Genomic DNA, 24,100 nt, shown 5'->3' with positions numbered 1-24,100 from the left:
GCCCGAGGAGACCGATGAGCACGACGTACTACGAAGATGCGGCACCCGGCAGCGGCGCGTTGCCGCCGCGCGCCCAGTACCCGGATTCGGATGCCGCCACCCTGTCGCTGAACGGCAGTTGGCGCTTCCGGCTGTCCCCGACCGCCGACGCCGAGGACACGTCGTTCGCTGCCCAGGGGTACGACGCGGAGGCCTGGCAGGAGATCGCCGTCCCCGGCCACTGGGTCCTGCAGGGCCATGGCGCGCCGATCTACACCAACCACCTCTATCCCTTCCCGGTGGACCCGCCGCGGGTGCCGACCGAGAATCCGACCGGTGACCACCTGCGCACCTTCGATCTGCCGCAGCAGTGGCCGGCGGCCGGCGACACCGTGCTGCGCTTCGACGGAGTCGAGTCCTGCGCCCGGGTCTGGCTGAACGGCGTCGAACTCGGTGAGTTCAAGGGCAGCAGGCTGCCGCACGAGTTCGCGGTCGGCGCGCTGCTGCGGCCCGCGGGCAATGTGCTGGCCGTTCGGGTCCATCAGTGGTCGTCGGGCTCCTACCTGGAGGACCAGGACCAGTGGTGGCTGCCGGGCATCTTCCGGGACGTCACCCTGCTGCACCGCCCGGAGGGCGCGGCCGGGGACTTCTTCGTCCACGCCGGATTCGACCACCGCACCGGCGAGGGCACCCTGCGGGTCGACAGCATGGTGCCGGGCCGGGTGACCGTACCGGGGCTCGGACTCGACCTGGCCACCGGGGCCTCAGTGACCGTACCGGTCGAGGCGTGGACCGCCGAGACCCCTGTGCTGTACGAGGCCGAGCTGGCCACCGACGGTGAGCGGATACCGCTGCGCATCGGGTTCCGTACCGTCGCCGTCGAGGACGGTGTCATCAAGGTCAACGGAGAGCGGATCCTCTTCCGCGGGGTCAACCGCCACGAGTTCCATCCGGACACCGGCCGGACCGTGGACCTGGAGACCATGCGGGCCGATGTGCTGCTGATGAAGCAGCACAACATCAACGCCGTACGCACCAGCCATTACCCGCCGCACCCCGCCTTTCTGGAACTCTGCGACGAGTTCGGCCTCTGGGTGATCGACGAGTGCGATCTGGAGACCCACGGTTTCGTCGAGCAGGAGTGGCGGGACAACCCGGTCGACGACGAGCGGTGGACGCCGGCCCTGCTGGACCGCGCGGCCCGGATGGTCGAGCGCGACAAGAACCATCCGTCCGTCGTCATCTGGTCGCTGGGCAACGAATGCGGGGTCGGACGCGGTCTCACCGCGATGGCCGAGTGGATCCGTGATCGGGACCCCGACCGCCTGATCCACTACGAGGGCGACCCGTCCTGCGCCGACACCGACATGTACTCCCGGATGTACGCCTCGCACGCCGAGGTCGACACCATCGGCCGCCACGCGGACCAGGACGGCCCCCGGGAGCGGCGGCGGCTGCCCTTCATTCTCTGCGAGTACGGGCACGCCATGGGCAACGGCCCGGGCGGCCTGACCGAGTACCAGCAGCTCTTCGAGGCGCACCCGCGCAACCAGGGCGGTTTCATCTGGGAATGGATCGACCACGGCCTGGCCCATCCGACGCTCGGCTACGCCTACGGAGGCGACTTCGGCGAGGAACTGCACGACGGCAACTTCGTCTGCGACGGGCTGCTCTTCCCCGACCGCACCCCGTCCCCCGGCCTCGTCGAGTACAAGAAGGTCATCGAGCCGGTGCGGATCGAAGGCTCCGGCCGGGCCGGCACGGTCCGTGTCACCAACCAGTACGACTTCGTGGACCTGTCCCACCTGGTCTTCGAGTGGTCCTATCAGGTGGACGGCGAGACGGCCGGAGAGGGACTGCTCGATGTGCCGGCGCTGCTGCCGGGCGAGCACGCCGAGCTGAAGCTCCCGGATCCGCCGGTCGACCGGGCGGACGCCGAGTCGCAGTGGACCGTCCGGGCGCTGCTCGTCGACGGCACCCGGCACGAGGTCGCCTGGGGGCAGCTGCCGGACATGGCCGCGTCACCCGTTCCGGTGGCCGCCGGGAGCCGGCCGCACCGTGGCGAGCAGCTGATCACCCTCGGTCCGGCCTCCTTCGACGCCGGCACCGGTGACCTGCGGGCGATCGGCCGGATCGGCATCGAGCAGCTGCGGCTGGACGTCTGGCGGGCACCCACCGACAACGACGACGGAGCGGCCTGGCAGACCGACATCCGCTACGGCACCCTCTGGCGGAAGTACGGCCTGGACCGGATGCGCCACCGGCTGGACGCGGTGGAGCTGACGGACACCGGGCTGACCGTACGGACCCGGGTGGCTCCGGCTGCCCGGAACCTGGGGCTGGTGACGGCCTACCGGTGGACCGCCGACGAGAGCCGGCTCCGGCTGACCGTCTCGGTCGTGCCCGAGGGCGACTGGCAGGTACCGCTCCCCCGGCTCGGCATCCGCTTCGCCGTGCCGGGCGCCGACGACGCGGTCAGCTGGTTCGGCGGCGGCCCCGGCGAGGCGTATCCGGACACCCGGGCGGCCTCCAGGATCGGCCGGTGGAGCGCTTCGGTCACCGATCTCCAGACGCCGTACGTCCGGCCGCAGGAGAACGGCGCCCGGGCAGCCGTCCGCTGGGCCGAGGTCGGCGGTCTCCGGGTGGAGGGCGATCCGCAGTTCTGGTTGACCGCCCGGCACTGGACGACCGAGCACCTCGACGCGGCGGACCACCTGACGGACCTCGTCCCCGACGGACTGCTGCGGGTCAACCTCGACCACGCCCAGCAGGGCATCGGTTCGCAGTCCTGCGGCCCCGGGGTGCTCCCGCAGCATCAACTCCTCGCGGCTCCGGCGGAGTTCTCCTTCACCTTCTGCGCGCAGACCGCACCGGGAGCCCGGTGACGCAGCCCGAGACGCGGCGCGTGCCACCGCACCCGACGCCACGCGCCGCCGGACGGCTCTTCAGCCGTCCGGCGGCGGTCGCCTCCTGCGTGGCCTTCGTGCTCATCGGCATGCTCCAGGCGCTGTACGGACCCGCCGTGCCCGGCCTGCGCACCGAGTACGGTCTCTCTCCGTCGGCGGCGGGCCTCGGCCTCTCCCTGCACTTCACCGGCGGGGTGGCCGGGGTGCTCGTCTTCAACGCGGTGCACTCACGGATCAGCAACCGGCTGCTGCTGGGATCCGGTTACGCGCTGATGGCGGTCGGCAGTCTCGGCTTCGCGTTGTCTCCGGACTGGCCGCTCGCCCTGTCATCGGCCTTTCTGGGCGGGCTCGGCTTCGGCGGTATCGACTACGGCCTCAACCAGCTGTTCGCCGTCGGGTTCGGTGACCGTTCCACGGCGATGCTGAACATCCTCAACGCCCACTTCGGTATCGGCGCGGTGCTCGGCCCCGCGTTGATCGCGGCGCTCGGCCCGGACGGCTATCCGTACGCTTTCGGCGCCTGCGCCGTGCTGGCCGCCTCACTGATCCTCTGCACCAAGGGCGTCGGCACGGCGGAGCCCGCGCCGGTCCACACGGCCGAAACGCCCCGCCCCCGGCTGCTCTCCCGGGTGCTGGTCGGATTTCTGGCCCTGTACATCCTGAACGTCGCCGTGGAGGCCGGTGTCGGCGGCTGGGAGCCGTCGCATCTGGAGGCCATCGGCTACCCGGCCACCCTCGCGGCCTCCGCCACCTCCGCGTACTGGCTGATGATGACCGTCGGCCGCTTCCTGGTCGTACCGCTGACGCACCGTCACTCCGCCGAGCGCATTCTCACGGTCTGCGCCGCCGGGATGACGGCCTGTCTGCTGCTGGCCCTGATTCCGGGCGCCGCCCCGTACGCCTACGCCGGCGTCGGACTCTTCATCGCGCCGGTCTTCCCCACCGGTCTGCCGTGGCTGAACCGGGCGCTGCCACACGCCCGGCGGGCGGGCGCCTGGGTCATCGCCGCGTCGATGATCGGCGGTGTCGCGGCGCCGCCCTTGCTGGGCAAGGGTATTGAGACGTCAGGCATGCGCGCGGTGCCGGCGCTGCTCACCGCACTGTCGGCGGCATCGCTGCTGGCGACGCTCACGACCGGATGGTCGACACGGAACGCGCGGGCCGGAGCCAGGCGCCGTGCGCATTCGAAAGTTTGACAGGTACCGCCAGAACGACTCCTGAACCAGTGGGAGCGCTCCCAAGGTGACGGGGACATGGCAGTGCTGTCAAGAGGAGGCGCCGAATGCGGGCCGGCGGCGCTCTTTCCCGGCCGAATTGGCCCGCCGTCTTGTCATGGACAGAGAGTAGTGGTTAACCTCCCGGGCAACCAGTGGGAGCGCTTCCACTCATGACATGTGATGCATATGTCGCATGACGGACGTGAGGACGCGCTCCATGAGCCCACCACGATTGCCTGTCATCGCTGCCGCCGGCGCCTTCGCCGTCGCAGCGGCCGCCCTACTGCTTCCGCCGCTCACCGCATCCGGGGCCACCCCCGCCTGCTCGGTCGAATACACGGTCACCAACCCCTGGGACACCGGATTCCAGGGCAGCGTGAAGATCCTCAACAACGGTGCGCCCGTCACGAGTTGGTCGCTGACGTTCGACTTCCCCGGCACCCAGAAGGTGACCCAGGGCTGGAACGCCGCATGGTCCCAGTCGGGCAGGACCGTCACCGCCTCCAACGAGAGCTGGAACGGCAAGCTGGCGTCCGGCGGCAGTATCGATGCCGGCTTCATCGCCTCCTCCACGGGTTCCAATCCGGCACCCACCGCCTTCGCCCTGAACGGCGTCACCTGCGACCAGGACCCGGGCAGCTCCCCCAGCCCGAGCACCGGCCCCACCGGCCCGTCGCAGCCGCCGACCGACCCGGGGAAGGTGCCCGCGCTGCACGCGTCCGGCAACAAGCTGGTGGACGCGAACGGCACCGAACGCCATCTGTACGGGGTCAACCGCTCCGGCGCCGAGTTCATGTGCGTCCAGGGGCGCGGCATCTTCGACGGGCCGGTCGACGACGCCTCCGTGGCGGCCATCGCGAGCTGGCAGGTCAACACCGTCCGCGTTCCGCTGAACGAGGAGTGCTGGCTCGGCGCCGCCAACATCGACCCCGCCTATGCGGGCACCAACTACATCGACGCGGTCAAGGAGTACGTCGCCCGACTGGAGGCGCACGGGATCACCCCGCTGGTCGAACTGCACTGGTCCTACGGTGAGTACACCGGCAATTCGTCCGGTTGCTCCGATGTCCACGCGAGCTGCCAGAAGCCGATGCCGGACGCGCAGTACGGCCCGTCCTTCTGGAAGTCGGTGGCCGGCACCTTCAAGAACGACCCCACGGTGGCGTTCGACCTGTTCAACGAGCCCTATCCGGACCGCGCCACCAGCACGCTCGACCAGGCGTGGACCTGCTGGCGGGACGGCGGGACGTGCCCCGGCATCACCTACGAGGTCGCCGGCATGCAGGACCTGGTGGACGCGGTACGCGGGACGGGCGCCCAGAACCTCATCCTGGCCGGCGGCATCGCCTACTCCAACGACCTGCGGCAATGGCTCTCCCACGAGCCCACCGACCCGGCGGGCAACATCGCCGCCGCCTGGCACTCGTACAACTTCAACACCTGTTCATCGGCGAGCTGCTGGGACGAACAGCTGGCGCCGGTGATCTCCAAAGTTCCGTTCGTGGCAGGTGAGATCGGCGAGAACACCTGTTCGCACGGTTATGTCGACCAGGTCATGTCCTGGCTCGACGCGCACGACGCCTCGTATCTGGGCTGGACCTGGAACACCTGGGACTGCTCCACCGGCCCTTCGCTGATCAGTAGTTACGACGGCACTCCCACCCCCTACGGCACCGGACTGCGCGATCACCTGCGCTCCCTCGGATGAGAGGTTTCCCTTCGATGAGCCGCACCACTGCTCCACCCCGCCGTACGCGTACGGCCTTACTGTCCGCAGCCGCCATGGTGGCCGCAGGCCTGGCCACCGCCACCGGGATGAGCGGCACCGCCCATGCCGCATCCGTGGCCTGCAATGTCACCTACACCACCAACGACTGGGGCTCCGGGTTCACCGCGAACGTCTCGGTGGCCAACGTCGGTTCGGCAGCGCTCGACAGCTGGACCCTGACCTACTCCTACACCGGCAACCAGAAGCTGGCCAACGGGTGGAACGCCGCCTGGTCGCAGTCGGGCTCGACGGTCACCGTGAAGGGGACCGACTGGAACAAGTCGATCGCCGCGGGCGCGACGGCCAGTGCGGGCGCCCAGTTCGCCTACAGCGGCTCCAACGCCGCTCCGACCTCGTACGCCGTCAACGGCACCACCTGCAACGGCGCGACCGACCCCACGGACCCGCCGACCGACCCGCCCACCGACCCGCCGACCGATCCGCCCGCCACGGGTGATTTGGTCGACAACCCTTATGCGGGGGCCGGGGTCTACGTGAACCCCGAGTGGTCGGCGCTCGCGGCGGCCGAGCCGGGCGGCAGCAAGATATCCAGCCAGCCGACGGCGGTCTGGCTGGACCGCATCGCCGCGATCAACGGCGTGAACGGCGGCATGGGCCTGCGCGACCACCTCGACGCGGCGGTGAAGCAAGCGGCCGGCAAACCGTTCGTCGTCCAGCTCGTGATCTACGATCTGCCGGGCCGGGACTGCGCGGCGCTCGCCTCCAACGGTGAGCTCGGCCCGACCGAGATCGGCCGTTACGAGAGCGACTACATCGACCCGATCGCCACCATCCTCAAGGACCCGGCGTACGCCAACCTCAGGATCGTCACGACCATCGAGCCCGACTCGCTGCCCAACCTGGTGACCAACACCAGTGACCGCCCGACCGGCACCCCCCAGTGCGACACCATGAAGGCGAACGGCAACTACATCACCGGTGTCGGTTATGCCCTGAACAAGCTGGGCGCCGTCGGAAACGTCTACAACTATCTCGATGTCGGCCACCACGGCTGGATCGGCTGGGACGACAACTTCAACGCCACCGCCCAGGTACTGCACCAGGCGGCCACCTCGTCCGGCGCCACGGTCGCCGATGTCCAGGGCATCATCGCCAACACCGCCAACTACGGCGCCACCACGGAGCCGTACTTCACCATCAGCGACGCGGTGAACGGCACCTCGGTGCGTCAGTCCAAGTGGGTCGACTGGAACCGTTATGTCGACGAGCAGTCCTTCGCCCAGGCCTTCCGCACCGAGATGGTCAGCGTCGGCTTCGATTCCAGGATCGGCGCACTGATCGACACCTCCCGCAACGGCTGGGGCGGATCCGCCCGTCCCACCGGGCCGGCCGCCAAGACCACTCTGGACGGGTACGTCGACGGCAGCCGCACCGACAAGCGCATCCACCTCGGCAACTGGTGCAACCAGTCGGGTGCCGGCATCGGCGAGCGGCCGCAGGCGGCTCCCGCCGCCGGTATCGACGCCTACGTGTGGGTCAAGCCGCCGGGTGAGTCCGACGGCGCGAGTTCTGCCATCGACAACGACGAGGGCAAGGGCTTCGACCGGATGTGCGACCCGACGTACACCGGTAACGCACGCAACGGCAACAGCATGTCCGGTGCGCTGCCCAACGCACCGCTGGCGGGCCACTGGTTCTCCGCACAGTTCCAGCAGCTCCTGAAGAACGCCTACCCGGCGCTCTGATCTCCCCCGGCACGAACGACGGCGCGGACGCCCCTGACGGTGTCCGCGCCGTTTCGTGTCCACCACGGACGGCGGGGACCGGTGAGGTTTCGTACCTTGCTGCCTGTGAGGGCGGCGGCGCTTGCCCGCGGTGCTCCGACGGTCAGCCCGGCCACCGCTGGCGCGGTCCCGAGACCGGCCGTCAGCAGTAGTCGGCGACTGCGGCCGTCCGTCGCGGTGCCGGGCCGCGGCTTGGGTGCATCGGTCATCTGGACTGCTAGCAGACACTCGGAAACAGTGGGAAGTTCCTTGTTGTTCACTTGCCCGCGCCGCCGCCCGGCGTCTGCCGGCGCGCCTACAGCGTGACGTCTCCGCACAGGTGGACGGAAACGCCCAGCTCGGCGAAGAGCGCGGCCTTCGCGCGCAGCGCCTTGTCCGCGGTGGCCGCGTCCGGCGCGTACGCCACGTTCAGGTGGTTGGCGCGGTGCCGTGCCATGAACTGGTCGCGGCTCACGCCGTGCAGTTCGGCGTGCATGATCGGCCACTGCGGGTTGGTGGCGTCCAGCCGGCGCTGTGTCTCCTCCTGCGGCAGTTGCACCGCGGTCGCCCTGCCCAGGTCGACATGGAGTGTGCCGTCCATCAGGAACACCCTCGACCAGACGAGTTCGCCGGGCTTGGAGACACCGCTGAGGGTGCCACCGCCCAGCGGGAAGAACATCGGCGGCTGGCGCATGCTCCACGACTTGTCGTAACCACCGTGGTGCGAGGCGGGTACCGCGCCGGAAATCTCGAAGACCCAGACGAAGCGGCCTTCGTACTCCTCGCCCCAGCGGATGTCGTGCAGGGTGGTGGCGGGGTCGAGACCCATCGCCGTCCAGATGCGGTTGGTGACCAGGGAGTCGACGGCCACGCCCTCGTCCACTTCGTTGAAGTGGGGCAGCGGAGCGCCGGCGTACAGCTCGCGGGCACCGTCACGGCTGCGCACGGGCGGCCGCTGGACGTTGTTGAGCAGGCCTTCGGCCAGGTCGCTGGCCGGGACCGTGTCCTTGAGGCCCTGCTGGTACTGGATACCGACGGCATCGAGCCCGAAGTCGTCGGAGATGCGGAGCGCAGCTATGTACATCTTGAACTGGCTGTGCAGCTGGGTGTCGGTGAGCTCGGTGGCTTCGTCGGTGCCGGTGTGGAAGGTCAGGCCGGCGTCGTCGAGCCAGCTGCGCACCGCACGTGCCTCCTCGTCGGAGACCTTCGCCATCTCGGCGACCAGGGCGCTCTGCGAGAGGCGCTCCTTGTAGATGCCGAGGGGGTTGAGCAGCTCGTCGTCGATGATCGCGTTGTACATGCCCATGCAGCCCTCGTCGAAGACACCGATGATCGCCTTCTCCTCGCGCAGCTGCCGGGCCAGCGCCGTGCCCAGTTCCGTCTCGGTGTCCTGTGGCAGGGCGGGCAGATCGCGGACATGGCCGGTGTCGTGAGTCAGGGCGCCGGTCTCCAGCCAGGTACGCAGCCCGCTCCTGGCCCACTCGTCGGTGAAGTCCAGGCTCCACAGTACGGAGTAGTCCCGGCCGGCCTTGGTGAGGCTGCCTGCGAGGTTCAACAGGCCGACCAGGCCGGGGAATTCGCCGTTCCAGTTGGCGACGACGAGGATGGGCCCGCGGTGGCTGCGCAGACCGGCCAGGACGTGGTGGCTGTACTGCCAGACGCCTTCGACGACGATGAGCGGCGCGTCCTTGGGCAGGTTCTTGAACACCTCGATACCGGCCCGCTGACTGTCGATGAAGCCGTGCCCCTTCGCCGGGTCGACATCGTGGCCACGGTGGACCTTCCAGCCGAGGTCGGTGAGCGCCGCGGAGAGGTCGTTCTCCAGCTTTTCCTGGGTCGGCCAGCAGGTGGTGTTGGCTGCGGGGCGCAGGTCGCCGCTGGCGACCGTGTAGACGGTGCCGGGCTCGGCGGCGGCCGTGCGGTGAACTCCGGGCAGGACGTAGGGGGTCATGCGGGTCTCCGTTGGGTGTGCGACCGGCCCTGCTGGGCCGGGGAGGGACGCGGCGTTCGCGGGACCCGTGGTCAGCGGTCCTGTGTTGCCGCGAGGGAGTGGACGACGCTCGAGGTGTCGGGGTAGAGGCGCCGGTAGAGGGCGTACAGCTCGTCGTAACGCCGGGCGTGTTCGGTCCGGGGCGTCACCGTTTCGCGCACCGGGTTCCAGTCGTCGATGGACACGTCCGCCACCAGCTGCGCCGCGAGGAGTGCGCCGCCGTAACTGGCGCCGATGGTGGTGGATCTCAGTTCCTGGTCGCGACCGGTGATGTCGGAGACGATCCGGGTCCAGAGGGAGCCCTGGGTGCCACCGCCGACGGCCACCACCCGGCGGACGTCACCACCGGCGTTCTCGATGACCTCGATGTTGTGGCGGACCCCGAATCCGGTGGCCTCCAGCGCCGCGCGGTAGAGGTCACCGCGGGTGTGGGACAGGGTGAGACCCGCGATCACCCCCCTGGCGTCCGGGTCCATGACCGGGGTGCGCTCTCCGGAGAAGTACGGCAGCATCAGCAGGCCGTTCGCTCCGGGTCCCGACTCGTCCGCCAGACGCAGCAGTTCGGTGTGGCCGCGCTCGCCGAACAGATCGCGCAGCCAATTGGTCACCGCGCCCGTGGTGGCCATGCCGCCGGCCAGGTTGCGGGTGCCGGGCAGCGCACCGACGGTGCCCCAGAGGGATGCGCTGGTGAGCGGCTTGGGCACGGTGTGGATCAGGAACATGGTGGTGCCATACATCAGCATCAGGTCGCCGTTGTGCTGCGCGCCGACGCTCAGGGCCTCGGCCCAGGCGTCGATGGTGCCGGTGATGACGGGGATTCCGGCCGGCAGGTTCGCCTCGCGCGCCGCGTCGGCGGTGACCGCGCCCGCGGCCTCGCCCGACCAGCGCAGCGGCGGGAGGTCGATGCCGGGGGCCGCGGCCGCTGCCCAGGGGGCGTACCAGTCACGGGCTCCGGTGTCGTACAGCGGGGTGCACTGACTGGCCGAGTGGTGGTCGAGGACGTAGGCGCCGGTCAGCTTGCGGGTCAGCCAGGAACTCGGCATGTAGAGGCGGCGTGCACTGGCGTAGAGCTCGGGTTCCTCCTCCGCGATCCAGGCGATCTTCGGCCCGGCGGCCTGGGTGGTCAGCGCCGATCCGGTCCGGCTGATGATCTCTTCGGCTCCGAGCTGCCGTTCCAGCCGCTCCATCTGCCGGACGGAGCGGGTGTCGACGCCATAGAGGATGGCGGGGCGCAGCGGGGTGTCGTGTTCGTCGGTCAGCAGGACGCAGGGGCCCATTCCGCTGACGCCGACCGCCACCACGGCGGCATCGCCTGCAGCGGTCAACTCCTGTGCCAGTTCGGTGAATTCCCGCCACCAGATGGCCGCGCTCATTTCGAAGCGGCCGGGGCCCGGGCGGGATGGGGTGTGTTCACGGACGGCCGAGCGGAGCACCGCACCGTCGAGGCCGACGAGTACGCCCTTGCTGCTCGAGGTGCCGATGTCCACACCGATGACTGCGTTGCGAGGCATGCGCCCTACGCTGACAGAAATCGATTTCACGGTCAAGAGAGCGAGACCTCTGCTACGGCTCCGACTCCTGTATTCGCTGCACACAAGGTGTTTGCCTCGTCGGACTCGACGCCGGAATGTCTCATATCTTGACACCCCGACAGCACAGCCTTACGGGGCCGTGGTGAAATGGTTTTCAAGTGGCCCACTGAGCAGCGGCGCCCCACCATTCACCGCGCTCATGCCGCCGGTTCGCCGCGCGGCACGCATCCCGTTTCCGATGTCGCGTCCGGTGCTCCCCGCGCTGGCGGTGTTCTTCTTCCTCGCCAACTGGAACGCCTTCGTCTGGCCGCTGGTCGCGACCAACGACGAGAGTCTGACCGTCGCCAGTCGGGCATCGTCTCGTTCCAGACGCAGTACGGATCGAACCGGAACTACATCCTCGCCGCGGCGACGGTGGCGGCGCTGCCGATGCTTGCGCTGTTTCCAGCGGCGGATCGTTGAGCCGATCAAGACATCCGGGCCCAAGTAACAGCCTGCACGCAACAACCCGAGCACCGCGGGATCAGGCCTCGACCGGTCCCGCGGTGCTCGCACGTGCCTCGAGCTTTGTGCGCAGTACCACCGTCTGCAGCGTTGCCGTGCTGCCCGACATGCGCTGCAGCAACAGCTCGGCCGCGGTGCGGCCCAGGTCGTACGAAGGCAGCTCGACGGTCGTCAGCGCCGGCCGGGCCAGCGAAGCCCACGGCACGCCTCCGAACGAGAGGACGCCCACGCCGGGCGGCTCCTTGCCTGCCTCACGCAGCGCTTCCAGCACTCCGACCGTCATGAGGTTGTTCGCGACGAACACCGCGTCCGGCGGCTCGGACATCGCGAGCAGATCGCGCATCGCGAGCCGTCCCCCACCCACCCTGAAGTCGGCGTGCCGGACGTAGGCCTGAAGGATCGCGGGGTCGAAGCGCTCGCCCGCGCTGCGGGCCTCCGAGCTCATCGCGGAGCGGAAACCGGCGAGGCGCTCCTCGGAGGTGGAGGCACCCTCCGGCCCGGTGATACAGGCGATCCTGTGGTACCCGGCCCCCAGCAGATGGCGGGTGGCGACCTCGCCGCCGTGCTGGTTGTCCACCATGACCGCGTCCACATCGGCGTCATGCGGTCTGCGGTCGACGGCGACCACCGGGACGCCCCGCGCGATCAGCGGCTGCAGATCCGTCGAGTCCCGCGAAGCCGCGGCGACGATCACACCGGCCATCTGCTCGCCGAGTGCGATCTCCAGGTAGCGGCGCTCCTTACCGGTGTCCTCGTCGGAGTTGCACAGGACGACCGAGAGGCTGGTGCGCTGCGCCGCGTCCTCGACGCCGCGGGCGAGCGAGGTGAAGAACGGGTTCTCGATGTCGGGGATGATCAGTCCGATCACGCTCGACTGCTGCTTGCGCAGCGATCGCGCCACCCGGTTCGGCGCGAAACCCAGGGCCGCGGCTGCCTGTTGTACGGAGCGCACGCGTGCGGCCGTGACATTGCCGCCGTTGAAGACCCGGGAGACGGTTGCCGGCGATACTCCGGCGGCCTTTGCCACGTCGTGGATCGTCGCCACTGGTTCCGTATCCTTTCGTCGTCCACGCCGCTTCACTGTCCGGGCCCGGGACTCCGACAGACCACCGGCGTGTCTACCGCTCAGCCTACCTTGTGGTTGAAAAGGATTTCATACGGGTGTGACAAGGGCATCGTCATTCTTCGGCGTCGTGTTCGGTGATGCGGGCTCGGCGGCTCAGCCGGTGGGGAGTCCGGCCGCCGACCCGGCGAGCGCGTCGAGCACCGGCCGGATCAACGGGTGCCGCTCGGCCCCGCGGCGTACGGCGGCAAACACCCGCCGCGTCGCGGCCGGGCCCTCCACCGGGCGTACCACGGTGTCCTTCAGCTCCATGCCGCGCAGCGCCGACCTCGGGACCAGGGCGACTCCGGCGCCCGCCCCGGCGAGGGCCACGACCGCCCGGAAGTCGTCCGACGAGTGCACCAGGCGCGGTTCGAAACCCGCCTGTTCGCAGGCGAGCAGCACCACGTCGTGGCAGGGGTTGCCGGGGTAGGGGCCGATCCAGTCGTCGGCCGCGAGGTCGGCGAGTGCCAGGTGCGGGTCCTGGCCCAGCGGGTGCCCGCCGGGGAGTACGGCGTCGAAGGGCTCCGCGTACAGCGGCACCCTGGCCAGCCGCACGTCGTCCGCGCGGGGTGCTCCCCGGTACTCGACGGCCAGCGCCAGGTCGGCTTCGCCGTCCAGTACCAGGGTGAGACTCTCGTCGCCCTCGGAGTCCCTGACCCGTACCCGGATGCCCGGACTACGGTCCGCGAGGTCCCGGATGGCGGGGGCCAGTACCTCGGCGATGCCCGTCGCGAAGGCGGCCACGGTGACCTCGCCGGCGGCGCCGCCGGCGTAGTCCGCGAGCTCGGACTCGGCGCGCTCCAGCTGGGCGAGCACGGCGTGCGCGTGGGTGAGGAGGATCTCACCGGCAGCGGTCAGCCGAACGCCCCGGCCGCTGCGGGTCAGCAGGGAGTGCCCGGTCTCCTGCTCCAGTGCGGCGAGCTGCTGGGAGACGGCCGAGGGGGTCAGATAGAGCGCTGCGGCCGCCGCGGTCACCGTCCGGTGGTCCGCCACGGCCCGCAGAATGCGCAGACGGCGAGGGTCGATCACGCTGCCATTGTCGCCCGTGCGTCGATGAAGGCCGCCACCGCCCGCTGCACGTCGGCCGTGGAGTGCGCGGCGGAGAGCTGGACGCGGATCCGGGCCCGGCCCATCGGGACCACCGGATAGGAGAAGCCGATCACATAGACCCCGCGATCCAGGAGCAGCTCCGCCATCCGTCCCGCCTCGGCGGCGTCGCCGATCATCACAGGGGCGATGGCGTGGTCGCCGGGCAGGATCTCGAAGCCGGCCTCGGTCATCCCGGTGCGGAAGAGCCGGGTGTTCGCGTCCAGCCGCTCCCGCAGCTCGGCCGCGGACTCGATGAGGTCGAGCACCTTGAGGGAGGCGGCGGCGATCACCGGGGCGAGCGAGTTCGAAAAGAGGTACGGGCGCGAGCGCTGACGCAGCAGGGCGACGATCTCGGCGCGGGCGGCGACATAGCCGCCGGACGCGCCGCCGAGCGCCTTGCCGAGGGTGCCGGTGATGATGTCAACCCGGTCCATGACGCCGTGCAGTTCGGGGGTTCCGCGGCCGCCCGGGCCGACGAAGCCGACGGCGTGCGAGTCGTCGACCATGACCATCGCGTCGTAGCGGTCCGCCAGATCGCAGATCTCGCCGAGCGGGGCGACGTAACCGTCCATCGAGAAGACACCGTCGGTGACGATCAGCCGGCGGTGGGCGCCGGCCTCGGTGGCTTCCTTCAGCTGCCGCTCCAGGTCGGCCATGTCGCGGTTGGCGTAGCGGTACCGGCGGGCCTTGGAGAGGCGGATGCCGTCGATGATCGACGCGTGGTTGAGCGCGTCGGAGATGACCGCGTCGCCGTCGCCGAGCAGGGTCTCGAAGACGCCGCCGTTGGCGTCGAAGCAGGAGGAGTAGAGGATCGTGTCCTGCTGGCCGAGGAAGGCGGCCAGGCGCTGCTCGAGCTGCTTGTGGACGTCCTGGGTGCCGCAGATGAAGCGCACGGATGCCATGCCGTAGCCCCAGCGGTCCAGGGCGTCCTTGGCCGCGGCGACGACCTCCGGGTGGTCGGCGAGGCCGAGGTAGTTGTTGGCGCAGAAGTTCAGCACCTCGCCGGAGGTCACGCCGACGGAGGCGCTCTGCGGGGTGGAGATGACGCGCTCCGGCTTGAAGAGGCCGGCGTCGCGGATCTCGTCGAGGGTGGTGCGCAGCTCGTCACGGACGGACTCGTACATCGGGGCTCCTATGCAGGGGGTGGGGGTCAGGCCGTCCAGTCGAGGATGATCTTGCCGCAGTGCCCGCCGGCGGCTTCGTCGAAAGCGGCGTCGAAGTCCTGGTAGGCGTACTTGCCGGTGATCACCGGGGTGAGGTCCAGGCCGCCTTCGAGCAGCACCGTCATCGCGTACCAGGTCTCGAACATCTCCCGCCCGTAGATGCCCTTGACGGTGATCATCGAGGTGACGATCTTCGCCCAGTCGACGGCGAACTCCTCGGCGGGCAGGCCCAGCATGGCGATCCGGCCGCCGTGGGTCATGTTGTCCACCATGTCGCGCATGGCCTCCGGCCGGCCGGACATCTCCAGGCCGATGTCGAAGCCCTCCTTGAGGCCGAGACGGCGCTGGGCCTCGGCGATGGGCTGCTCTGCGACGTTGAGCGCGAGGGTGGCCCCCGCCTTGCGTGCCAGTTCGAGGCGGTACGGACTTACATCGGTGATCACCACGTTGCGTGCGCCCGCGTGCTTGGCCACGGCTGCCGCCATGATCCCGATCGGGCCGGCGCCGGTGATCAGTACGTCCTCGCCGACGAGCGGGAAGGAGAGCGCGGTGTGCACCGCGTTGCCGAACGGATCGAAGATCGCGGCGACGTCCGGGTCGACCTTGGCACGGTGCACCCAGACGTTCGACGCCGGCAGCGCCACATACTCGGCGAACGCGCCGTCGCGGCCCACCCCGAGCCCGACCGTGGAGCGGCACAGGTGCCGGCGACCGGCCAGACAGTTGCGGCACTTTCCGCAGACCAGGTGCCCCTCGCCGCTGACCAGGTCGCCGACCGCGATGCCGGTGACATCGGCGCCGACGGCGGCCACCTCGCCGACGAACTCGTGGCCGAGGACCAGCGGTGTGCTGATGGTCTGCTGGGCCCAGCCGTCCCAGGACCGGATGTGCAGATCGGTGCCGCAGATACCGGTGCGGGCCACCTTGATCAGCACATCGCCGGGGCCGGTCTGCGGCTCGGGTACGTCCATGAGCCACAGCCCCGGCTCGGCGTGCTGCTTGACAAGGGCCTTCATCGCGGCGGCTCCCGGTGACGGTGGTGCGCGTGGTGGTGCGTGGACAGCCCCAATCTGCCGAGCGGTGGCCGCTCAAGTCCATCGAGGATTTCTTAAGCGGGGTCGCAGCGGAGCTTCACGCGGCGTTGTGCGACGGCGGCCCTCGGCTTTCTGCTCGGGAATCCTCCTCCTCGGGAACCCTCCGCCTCGGGAACCTTTCTTCTCGGGAACCTGTGAGGCCGCTCGTACGTCAGGGAAGACAGCAAGCATTCGTGTCCGTACCGGACCGGAGGTCTGCAGTGACCGCACCCTCGCTGACCGCACTCGTCGTCGCCAAACGCTCCGGGCGCCGCGCCTGGGCGCTCGCCGAGCACACCGGTTGGAGCGCCGAAGCAGTCTGCCCGCGCGGCACGACGCACGCCCAGGCGCTGCTCGCCGCCGTGGAAGTGCTGCTGCTGCGCCCGCCTGCCGTGCAGGCGCGCCCGGTCGCGCTGCTCTGCGACGATCAGAAGCTCGCCCTGGCGCTGGGCGAACTCGGCCCGCGTCTCCCCTACCTGACGGTCTGTGCGCCGCGCAGCGTGATCGGCGGCAGCCTGCTGCACAACCGGGCATCGGAGACCGTACGCCGGATCCTCAGGGACGCCACGGGGGGCCGGCTGACGCTGACCGCGGCCAGCGACGGTTCGCACGCCTCCCACACCCGCCGGGGCAGCTGGGCCTGGCTGGCGGAGGACGGCACCTTCGGTTTCGGGCATGCCCGGTGCACCGAGCCGCTCGAGGCCGAACTGCACGGCGTCCACGAGCTGTTGAAGGGCGCGCCGACCACCCATGACCTCACGGTGCTGTGCGACAGCCGGGCTGCCATCCGGCTGGTCAACAGCCTTTTCCCAGCCCGGCCCGGCGGGCCCTGGCGTGCACCGGAGGCCCGCAGCGCCCGGGTCCACGGCACCCTGCACGCCATCCGTCAACAGCTGGCGGCGCGCCCGCCGGTACTGCTCCGCTGGGTGCGCGGCCATGACGGCCATCCGCTCAACGAGGGCGCCGACCGGCTTGCCCTGCATGCGAGGCGCGCGGTCGCGGGCCATGTCGACCCGGGCACGGCGCGGGCGACCGCGGCCGCCATCGCGACCGAAGCCGTCTCCCGCTGGCAGGTCACGGGCGCGCGCGCCCGCTCATAGCGCCGCGACCGGCGACCTCATCCGCTGATGCCGTCCACGTAGACCCAGGCACCGTCGTGGCGCTCGAAGGTGCTGCGCTCCTCGAGTTCTCCGGGCTCGCCCCGGTAGGTGTAGTGGGCGCGGAAGGTGACCGTACCCCTGGTGTGGAAGGCACTGCCGTCGGTGGTTTCGAGGATCTCCAGCCGCTGCCAGTGCTGCCCCGGATCGCATGCGACGCGGGGTGGCCGGGTGTCCGGATGCCAGCTGCGCAGCAGGTACGCCTCGTCGCCGACGGCGAAGGCGCTGAAACGGGAGCGCATCAGCGCTTCGGCCGTGGGCGCGGCGGCCCGCCCGGCGTGGAAGCGTCCACAGCACTCGCCGTAGCGGGCCGGCAGGCCGCACGGGCAAGGCGCATCCGCGGTGATCGGGCGAGGGCGCCGGTCCTGCCGAGGGTGCGGGGGCTGCTGGGGCCGTCGCGGCCGGGAAGTACGTCGGGACATGACCAGCATTGTGCCCGCAGGCCGCCACCTTGGCGGAATCCACCGCTCCCAGGGCTTTACATCGATGTAATCCAGTGCTGACATGTGACCACTCACCCCTCCCGTACCGGAGATGCGATGTCCCTGTCTTACGCCGCCCCCCTGTCCGGATCGCCGGACGGAGTCCCGCGACCCGAGTATCCGCGCCCCGGTTTCGTCCGTCAGGACTGGCTGAATCTCAACGGCACCTGGCAGTTCGCCTTCGACCCGGGCGACAGCGGGCTGGAGCGCGGGTTGGTCCACGCGGAGCTGGACCGCGAGATCCAGGTGCCCTTCTGCCCGGAGTCCGAGCTCTCGGGCATCGGCGAGACGGATTTCCACGCCGCCGTCTGGTACCGGCGTACGGTCCAGGTGCCCGCCGACTGGGCCGGACGCACTGTGCTGCTGCATTTCGGTGCCGTCGACCACGACGCGACCGTCTGGGTCAACGGCACCGAGGCAGGACGGCACAGCGGCGGCTTCACCTCCTTCGCCGTAGAACTGGGCGATCTCGCGGCGCAGCGGAACGGCGAAGCGGTGATCGTCGTACGAGCCAGGGACGCGCGGCACGGGCCGCAGGCTCGCGGCAAGCAGTCGGTCGAGTACGCCAACAGCGCCTGTCACTACACCCGGACGACCGGGATCTGGCAGACGGTCTGGATGGAGCCGGTCGCCGCGACACACCTTCGCCGGCCCCGTATCACCCCGGACCTGGGCTCGGGCAGCTTCCATCTGGAGCTCCCGCTCACCGCGAACCGTCCCGGCCACCGCATCGGCGCGCGGCTCACGGACGCCGACGGCACTGCGGTCGAGGCCTCGGTCCCGGCCGATCTCGACCTGGCACCCCGGATCGTCCTGACCGTGCCCGAGGACCGGCGCCGGCCATGGTCCCCCGAGGATCCGCACCTCTACGCCGTGGACCTGGAGCTGCGGGACGCGGCAGGCACCGTGGTCGACTCGGCGGTCTGCAGCGCGGGGCTGCGCTCGGTCGCGGTGGACGGCAAGCGGCTGCTGCTCAACGGGCGTCCGGTCTTCCAGCGCCTGGTCCTCGACCAGGGCTGGTACCCGGACGGGCTGATGACCGCCCCGGACGACGCCGCGCTGGTTCGGGACATCGAGCTGTCGATGGCCGCCGGGTTCAACGGTGCACGGCTGCACCAGAAGGTCTTCGAGGAGCGGTTTCTGCACCACGCGGACCGGCTCGGGTACCTTGTGTGGGGCGAGTTCGGCGACTGGGGATGCAGCGAGGGACGCACCACCGGGGACAATCAGCAGCCGACCGCCGGGTACACCGCGCAGTGGCTGGAAGCCGTGGAGCGCGACTACTCGCACCCGTCGATCGTCGGCTGGTGCCCGCTCAACGAGACCCACCAGGAGCTGCGCGACCGGCCCACCGTGCTGGACGAGGTCACCCGTGCGATGTTCCTGGCCACCAAGGCAGCCGACACCTCCAGGCCGGTGATCGACGCGTCCGGTTATGCGCATCGAGTGGCGGAGACGGACGTCTACGACTCGCACAACTACGAACAGGACCCGGCGGCGTTCCGGGCTCAGATGGCCGGTCTGGAGAAGAACGAGCCGTTCGTCAATCCGCAGGACCAGGGGCCGGACGCGCCGGCCTGGTCGCTGCCATACCGCGGACAGCCTTATTTCTGCAGTGAGTTCGGCGGGATCTGGTGGAACCCGGCTGAGGCGGCGGCCTCTTCGGGTGACGACCGCGGGACCTCCTGGGGATACGGGCAACGCCCGCGCACCGAGGCGGAGTTCCAGGAGCGCTTCGCCGGCCTGACCGGGGTCCTGCTCGACGACCCGGACATGTTCGGCTACTGCTACACCCAGCTCACCGACGTCTTCCAGGAGCAGAACGGCGTCTACCACTTCGACCGCACCGCCAAGCTGGACACCGGGCGGCTGCGCGCGGCCCAGCAGCGGCCCGCGGTGTACGAGGAGCCGCAGCGATGAGTCCGCTGTCGCGGCGCGCGCTGCTGCGCGGGGCCGGCGCGGGTGCGCTGCTGCCGGCGATCGGCGCCTGCGGTTCGGTGGCCGGGAGCGTGGCGAGCGCCGACGAGATCCAGTACTGGAATCTCTTCTCGGGCCCGGACGGCAACTTGATGAAGGACATGACCCGGAAGATCGAGGACCGGGTGCCCGGTCTGAAGGTCAAGACCACGGTTCTCGACTGGGGAGCGCCCTACTACACCAAGCTCGCGATGGCTTCGGTCGGCGGGCGGGCCCCCGACATCGCCGTCATGCACCTCACCCGATTGCCCGGGTACGCACCCGGCGGTCTGCTCGATCCCTGGGACATGGATCTGCTGGCCGAGTTCGGGGTGCGACGCCAGGACATCAACCCGACGGTGCTCAAGCGCTGTCAGTACGAGGGGAAGCCGTTCGCCGTACCACTCGACACGCACCCCTTCATCATGTTCTACGACCACGACATGATGGATAGATCCGGCCTGCTGAGGAGCGACGGCCGGCCCTTGCCATTCGAGTCGCCCGCACATTACCTGGAAGTGGCCGAGAAGCTCCGGAAGGACAACGGCAAACTCGGCCCGGTGTTCGGGCACGTCAACGACGGCGCCAACGCCTGGCGGATGTTCTGGACCCTGTTCAGCCAGACCGGTGGCGTCTTCGATCTCACCGGCGCGCGCGCCGACATCGACATCGACCGCTCGGTCGAGGTGGTGCGCTTCATGGCGCAAGTCATCCGCCCCGACTGCCGCACCATGGATCTCCCCACCGCCATCGCCGACTTCGCCAACGGACAGTCCCCGCTGATCTTCAACGGCGAATGGGACCTCAACACCTTCCGTACCGCGAAGAAGGACAAGCTCGGCGCCGCTCCCTTCCCGACCATCTTCGACAAGCCGGCGGGGGCGGCCGACAGTCACTCGCTGGTGCTGCCCCGGCAGAACCACGTGGACCCGGCGAAGCGGCGGCACGCGCACCGGTTCGCCGCCGAACTGCTCAAATCAAGCCTGGCCTGGGCGGGCGGCGGCCACATCCCGGCCTATCTGCCGGTCACCGCGTCGAAGGCCTACGGGCAGCTGCATCCGCAGCACGAGTACGCGGCGGCGGCGAACCATCCGGCGCTCGACCCGCAGGCGTGGTTCACCGGTTCCGGGTCCGACTTCCAGAACCGGATGTGCCAGGCCCTGCAACTGACGCTGATCTCCGGCGCGGCCCCGGAAAAAGCCGTGCAGAAGATGGTCTCCGAGATCAACGACCTGCTGTCCAAGCCGAATCCGGCCTGACCGCGCGCGACAAGGAGCGATTGCCATGAGTTCGCTGCGCACTCCGCTGCGCATCCCCCGGCGCGCCACCGCACGGTCCGGCCCGGCCGGCCGGTCCCGCCGCGGTGCCACCGGCCCCTCCGGCTGGCCGTTCGCCCTTCCCTTCCTGGCCTTCTTCCTGCTCTTCCTGGTCGTACCGATCGGCTACGGCCTGTGGATGAGCTTCACCGACTCCAGCCTGACCGGACACGGTGACGGCACCTTCGCGGGACTCAACAACTACGCCGAGGCGCTGACCGATCCGGAGGTGTGGACGAGTCTCGGGAACACCGTCTGGTTCACCGTGCTGACCTCGGTACCGCTCGTCGTGGTGGCGCTGGTGATGGCGCTGCTCGTCCACACCGGCATGCCGGGTCAGTGGGTATGGCGGCTGTCGTTCTTCGCGCCGTATCTGCTGCCGGTGGCGGTGGTCACCCAGGTGTGGTCCCTGCTGTTCCAACCGGACCTGGGTCTCTTCAACTCGATGCTCAGGGCGGTGGGCATCGACGGGATCGGGTGGCTGGTCGACGAGAAGTACGCAATGTGGTCGATCGCGCTGCTCACGCTCTGGTGGACGGTCGGTTTCAACTTCCTGCTGTATCTGGCCGCTCTCCAGGCCGTGCCGGACCATCTCTACGAAGCGGCGGCGATCGACGGGGCCGGCGCCTGGCGCCGGCTGTGGTCGATCACTCTTCCCCAGTTGCGCCGGACGACCGCGCTGATCGCGGTGCTGCAGGTGCTGGCCTCGCTGAAGGTCTTCGACCAGATCTATCTGCTCACCAAGGGCGGCCCGAACAACTCCACCAAGCCGATCCTCGAGTACATCTACGACACCGGCTTCGCCAACTACCGCCTGGGCTACGCGTCAGCGGTGTCCTATGTCTTCTTCGCGATCGTCGTCATCCTCTCGATCGCCCAACTCAAGATCTTTTCGCGCAGGGAGGACTGACGGGTCATGGCACCGGACACACTCGCACCCACGAGCGGGAAGCCACCGCGAAGCCCCATGCCGCGCGAGGTCGCCCGCCGCCGCGCCGGTGGCAGCCAGGGCTGGCATCCCACCCTGGGCACCGGGCCTGCCGCCCGCGTGCTGTCGTCGCTGGCGCTGGTCGTGATGGCAGCCGCCTGGTTGCTGCCGTTCGCCTGGACCATCGACACCTCGCTGAAGACCGAGGTCGACGCCAGCACGGACAGCGGCTGGTTCCCCGGCGGCGGCTTCAACCTGGACGCGTACCGGAAGATCTTCGATCAGGGCAACATCCCGGTCTGGGCACTGAACAGCCTGCTGATCGCCGCCGCTGTGACGGCGCTGACCGTGCTGGTTTCCGCGATGGCCGCGTATGCCTTCTCCCGCACGCTCTTCCGCGGACGGCGGGTGTTCTTCGCGGTGACGCTGGCCTCGATCATGGTTCCGCCGCAGATCCTGATCGTGCCGCTGTTCCGGCAGATGCTGTCGATGAATCTGGTCGACACCTATGCGGCGGTGATCCTCCCCCAGGTGGTGGCGCCCGCGATGGTGTACATCCTCAAGAAGTTCTTCGATTCCGTGCCGCGCGAGCTGGAGGAGGCGGCACGTATCGACGGGGCCGGGAGCTGGCGGGTGTTCGCCAATGTCGTGCTGCCGCTGTCCCGGCCGATCCTGGCGGCGGTCGCGATCTTCGTCTTCATCACCACCTGGAACAACTTCCTCTGGCCGTTCATCAGCACCAGCGACCCCGGCCTGATGACGCTGCCGGTGGGCCTCTCGACGATCAAGGACTCCTCCGGCCTGATGTACGCGCAGACGTCCGCGGCCTCGATCCTGGCAGGGATCCCGCTGCTGATCGTCTTCATGCTCTTCCAGCGGCAGATCGTGAAGTCGGTGGCGACCACCGGGCTCGGCGGTCAGTAGCACCGATATCCGGTTGCGCGCCAGCCCGGCGGCTGACCGACTTCGCCGGGCCGTCCGCCGCCTCCCGATGGAGCCACCTTGCCGCTGCACATCACCGCACTGACCGACCCCGTACGCAGCTCGATCTGGAGCCGGGCCGGCCGTGGTGTCCTGAGTCAGCGGGTGATCGCCGAGCTCTCCCGGACCCGCAGCTGATGCCCGATGACGATCTCGCGCGCGGCGGTGTCCGGCGCTTCGATGCGGTCCAGCAGCAGCTGGACCGCCTGCCGGGCGACGGCCGCCTTGTCGGGGGCGACGCTGCTCAGACTGGGGATCGCGTAACGGCCGGCGTCCACATCGTCGAAGCCCATGACCGCGATGTCCTGCGGCACCCGCACCCGCCGCTCGTACAGGGTGCGCAGCGCCCCGAGAGCCAGCGCGTCGTTGAAGCAGAACACCGCGTCCGGCGGGTCGCCCGCGTCCAGCAGCGTGCGCATCGCCTCGGCGCCGTCCGCCAGGTGGTAGCGGGCCGTCTCGATCTCCAGCCGTTCGTCGACGGGCAACCCGGCGTCGCGCAGCGCCTGGTGGTATCCGGCCATCCGCAGCAGCGGGGTGCCGACGTCGGGTTCGAGCTGGGCACCGATGGCCGCGATCCGCCGGCGGCCGCCCGCGATGAGGTGGGCCACGGCCTCCCGAGCGGCGGACACATTGTCGATCGCCACATGGTCGGTGAGTCCGCCGCTGGGACGCTCCCCGATGAGCACCAGCGGCATCGCGTCGACCCGTTCGGCGAGCGCCTGGCCGTGCAGGCCCAGCGGGCTCAGCACGATCCCGTCGACGACCTGGTCGCCGAGGCCGTCGATCACTGCCGCCTCCCGGGCGCGGTCACCCAGGGTCTGCTCGATGAGCAGAGTCCTGCCGTGTTCCTCGGCGACGGCGAGGAACTGCTCGGCCAACTCGGTGAAGTACGGAATGTTCAGTTCCGGCAGAACCAGACCGATCATCCCGGTGCGACCGCGGCGGAGATTGCGGGCGCTGACGTTGGGACGGTAGCCCAGGGTTCGGATGGCCTGCTCGACCCGCTCGCGGGTCCCCGGTGCGACATGCACGAAGCCGTTGATGACATTGGAGACGGTCTTCGGCGACACCCCCGCGAGCGCGGCCACATCTTTCATCTTGGCGTTCTTCACCGCGCCGCCGCGCCCGCCGGGCCTGTTCGCGCCGATTGCGTCGTGCTCGTTCCCCGTGACCATCGACCGATCCTAGAGCGCGACGGAACTCGGGGCGCGCCGTCCCTCCCCCCGTACC

General features: G+C 69.7%; 18 protein-coding genes. 10 read left to right on the top strand and 8 right to left on the bottom strand.

What is annotated here, in order from left to right; all coding sequences use genetic code 11:
- Nucleotides 1-14 precede the first annotated feature (14 nt).
- From AB0436_RS05245 to AB0436_RS05230, 4 genes are all read left to right on the top strand, one after another.
- Nucleotides 15-2,864 carry a glycoside hydrolase family 2 TIM barrel-domain containing protein gene (locus AB0436_RS05245; RefSeq protein WP_366466354.1) on the top strand — a complete coding sequence of 950 codons (2,850 nt, stop codon included), beginning with the start codon at nt 15-17 and terminating at the stop codon, nt 2,862-2,864.
- On the top strand, nt 2,861-4,081 hold the full coding sequence (locus AB0436_RS05240; RefSeq protein WP_366466353.1) for an MFS transporter: 1,221 nt from the start codon (nt 2,861-2,863) through the stop codon (nt 4,079-4,081). The genes AB0436_RS05245 and AB0436_RS05240 overlap by 4 nt, the downstream gene beginning before the upstream one ends.
- A 238-nt stretch (nt 4,082-4,319) precedes the next feature.
- Nucleotides 4,320-5,810, top strand: a complete 1,491-nt coding sequence (locus AB0436_RS05235) for a cellulose binding domain-containing protein (protein WP_366466352.1) — start codon at nt 4,320-4,322, stop codon at nt 5,808-5,810.
- Between the two features lie 14 nt (nt 5,811-5,824).
- Complete coding sequence (locus tag AB0436_RS05230; protein WP_366466351.1) at nt 5,825-7,576, top strand: glycoside hydrolase family 6 protein; 1,752 nt, start codon at nt 5,825-5,827, stop codon at nt 7,574-7,576.
- 334 nt (nt 7,577-7,910) lie between these two features.
- Here AB0436_RS05230 and AB0436_RS05225 read toward each other — a convergent pair whose 3' ends face one another.
- Together AB0436_RS05225 and AB0436_RS05220 are read right to left on the bottom strand one after the other, a co-directional pair.
- Nucleotides 7,911-9,545, bottom strand: coding sequence for a fucose isomerase (locus AB0436_RS05225; RefSeq protein ID WP_366466350.1), 1,635 nt, complete (start codon nt 9,543-9,545; stop codon nt 7,911-7,913).
- 71 nt (nt 9,546-9,616) lie between these two features.
- Nucleotides 9,617-11,095: an FGGY family carbohydrate kinase gene (locus AB0436_RS05220; protein ID WP_366466349.1), complete on the bottom strand. Its 1,479-nt coding sequence runs from the start codon at nt 11,093-11,095 to the stop codon at nt 9,617-9,619.
- A 168-nt stretch (nt 11,096-11,263) separates the two neighbouring features.
- Between AB0436_RS05220 and AB0436_RS05215 the strand changes: the two genes are divergently transcribed.
- Nucleotides 11,264-11,578, top strand: coding sequence for a hypothetical protein (locus AB0436_RS05215; protein WP_366466347.1), 315 nt, complete (start codon nt 11,264-11,266; stop codon nt 11,576-11,578).
- Between the two features lie 61 nt (nt 11,579-11,639).
- Here AB0436_RS05215 and AB0436_RS05210 read toward each other — a convergent pair whose 3' ends face one another.
- The 4 genes from AB0436_RS05210 to tdh form a co-directional block, all read right to left on the bottom strand.
- Nucleotides 11,640-12,665, bottom strand: a complete 1,026-nt coding sequence (locus AB0436_RS05210; protein WP_366466345.1) for a LacI family DNA-binding transcriptional regulator — start codon at nt 12,663-12,665, stop codon at nt 11,640-11,642.
- Nucleotides 12,666-12,839: 174 nt separating this feature from the next.
- Nucleotides 12,840-13,754, bottom strand: coding sequence for a LysR family transcriptional regulator (locus tag AB0436_RS05205; protein ID WP_366466344.1), 915 nt, complete (start codon nt 13,752-13,754; stop codon nt 12,840-12,842).
- The gene (locus AB0436_RS05200; RefSeq protein WP_366466343.1) at nt 13,751-14,938 is read right to left on the bottom strand and encodes a glycine C-acetyltransferase; all 1,188 of its coding nucleotides are present in this window, start codon (nt 14,936-14,938) and stop codon (nt 13,751-13,753) included. Before AB0436_RS05200 ends, AB0436_RS05205 begins: the two co-directional genes overlap by 4 nt.
- A gap of 26 nt (nt 14,939-14,964) precedes the next feature.
- Complete coding sequence (gene tdh, locus AB0436_RS05195) at nt 14,965-15,993, bottom strand: L-threonine 3-dehydrogenase (protein WP_366466342.1); 1,029 nt, start codon at nt 15,991-15,993, stop codon at nt 14,965-14,967.
- A 278-nt stretch (nt 15,994-16,271) separates the two neighbouring features.
- On the opposite strand from tdh, the gene AB0436_RS05190 reads away from it, so the two are divergent.
- The gene (locus tag AB0436_RS05190) at nt 16,272-17,150 is read left to right on the top strand and encodes an RNase H family protein (protein WP_366466341.1); all 879 of its coding nucleotides are present in this window, start codon (nt 16,272-16,274) and stop codon (nt 17,148-17,150) included.
- Nucleotides 17,151-17,167: 17 nt separating this feature from the next.
- On the opposite strand, the gene AB0436_RS05185 is transcribed toward AB0436_RS05190, so the two are convergent.
- Nucleotides 17,168-17,629, bottom strand: a complete 462-nt coding sequence (locus AB0436_RS05185) for a YchJ family metal-binding protein (protein WP_366466339.1) — start codon at nt 17,627-17,629, stop codon at nt 17,168-17,170.
- Between the two features lie 117 nt (nt 17,630-17,746).
- On the opposite strand from AB0436_RS05185, the gene AB0436_RS05180 reads away from it, so the two are divergent.
- From AB0436_RS05180 to AB0436_RS05165, 4 genes are read left to right on the top strand one after another with little or no spacing between them, the layout of a single operon-like run.
- Nucleotides 17,747-19,609: a sugar-binding domain-containing protein gene (locus tag AB0436_RS05180; RefSeq protein WP_366466338.1), complete on the top strand. Its 1,863-nt coding sequence runs from the start codon at nt 17,747-17,749 to the stop codon at nt 19,607-19,609.
- Entirely contained in the window at nt 19,606-20,904 is a 1,299-nt protein-coding gene (locus tag AB0436_RS05175; protein ID WP_366466337.1) for an extracellular solute-binding protein, read from the top strand. The genes AB0436_RS05180 and AB0436_RS05175 overlap by 4 nt, the downstream gene beginning before the upstream one ends.
- 25 nt (nt 20,905-20,929) lie before the next feature.
- On the top strand, nt 20,930-21,871 hold the full coding sequence (locus AB0436_RS05170; protein ID WP_366466336.1) for a sugar ABC transporter permease: 942 nt from the start codon (nt 20,930-20,932) through the stop codon (nt 21,869-21,871).
- Nucleotides 21,872-21,877: 6 nt separating this feature from the next.
- Nucleotides 21,878-22,813, top strand: a complete 936-nt coding sequence (locus tag AB0436_RS05165; RefSeq protein WP_366466335.1) for a carbohydrate ABC transporter permease — start codon at nt 21,878-21,880, stop codon at nt 22,811-22,813.
- Between the two features lie 155 nt (nt 22,814-22,968).
- On the opposite strand, the gene AB0436_RS05160 is transcribed toward AB0436_RS05165, so the two are convergent.
- Nucleotides 22,969-24,045: a LacI family DNA-binding transcriptional regulator gene (locus AB0436_RS05160; RefSeq protein WP_366466334.1), complete on the bottom strand. Its 1,077-nt coding sequence runs from the start codon at nt 24,043-24,045 to the stop codon at nt 22,969-22,971.
- Nucleotides 24,046-24,100: the final 55 nt, after the last annotated feature.

Source organism: Streptomyces sp. NPDC051322, assembly GCF_040689485.1.
Classification (GTDB): domain Bacteria; phylum Actinomycetota; class Actinomycetes; order Streptomycetales; family Streptomycetaceae; genus Streptomyces.
The sequence above is the reverse complement of the archived record's forward strand: the minus strand, read 5'-3'. Positions and strand labels throughout refer to the sequence as shown.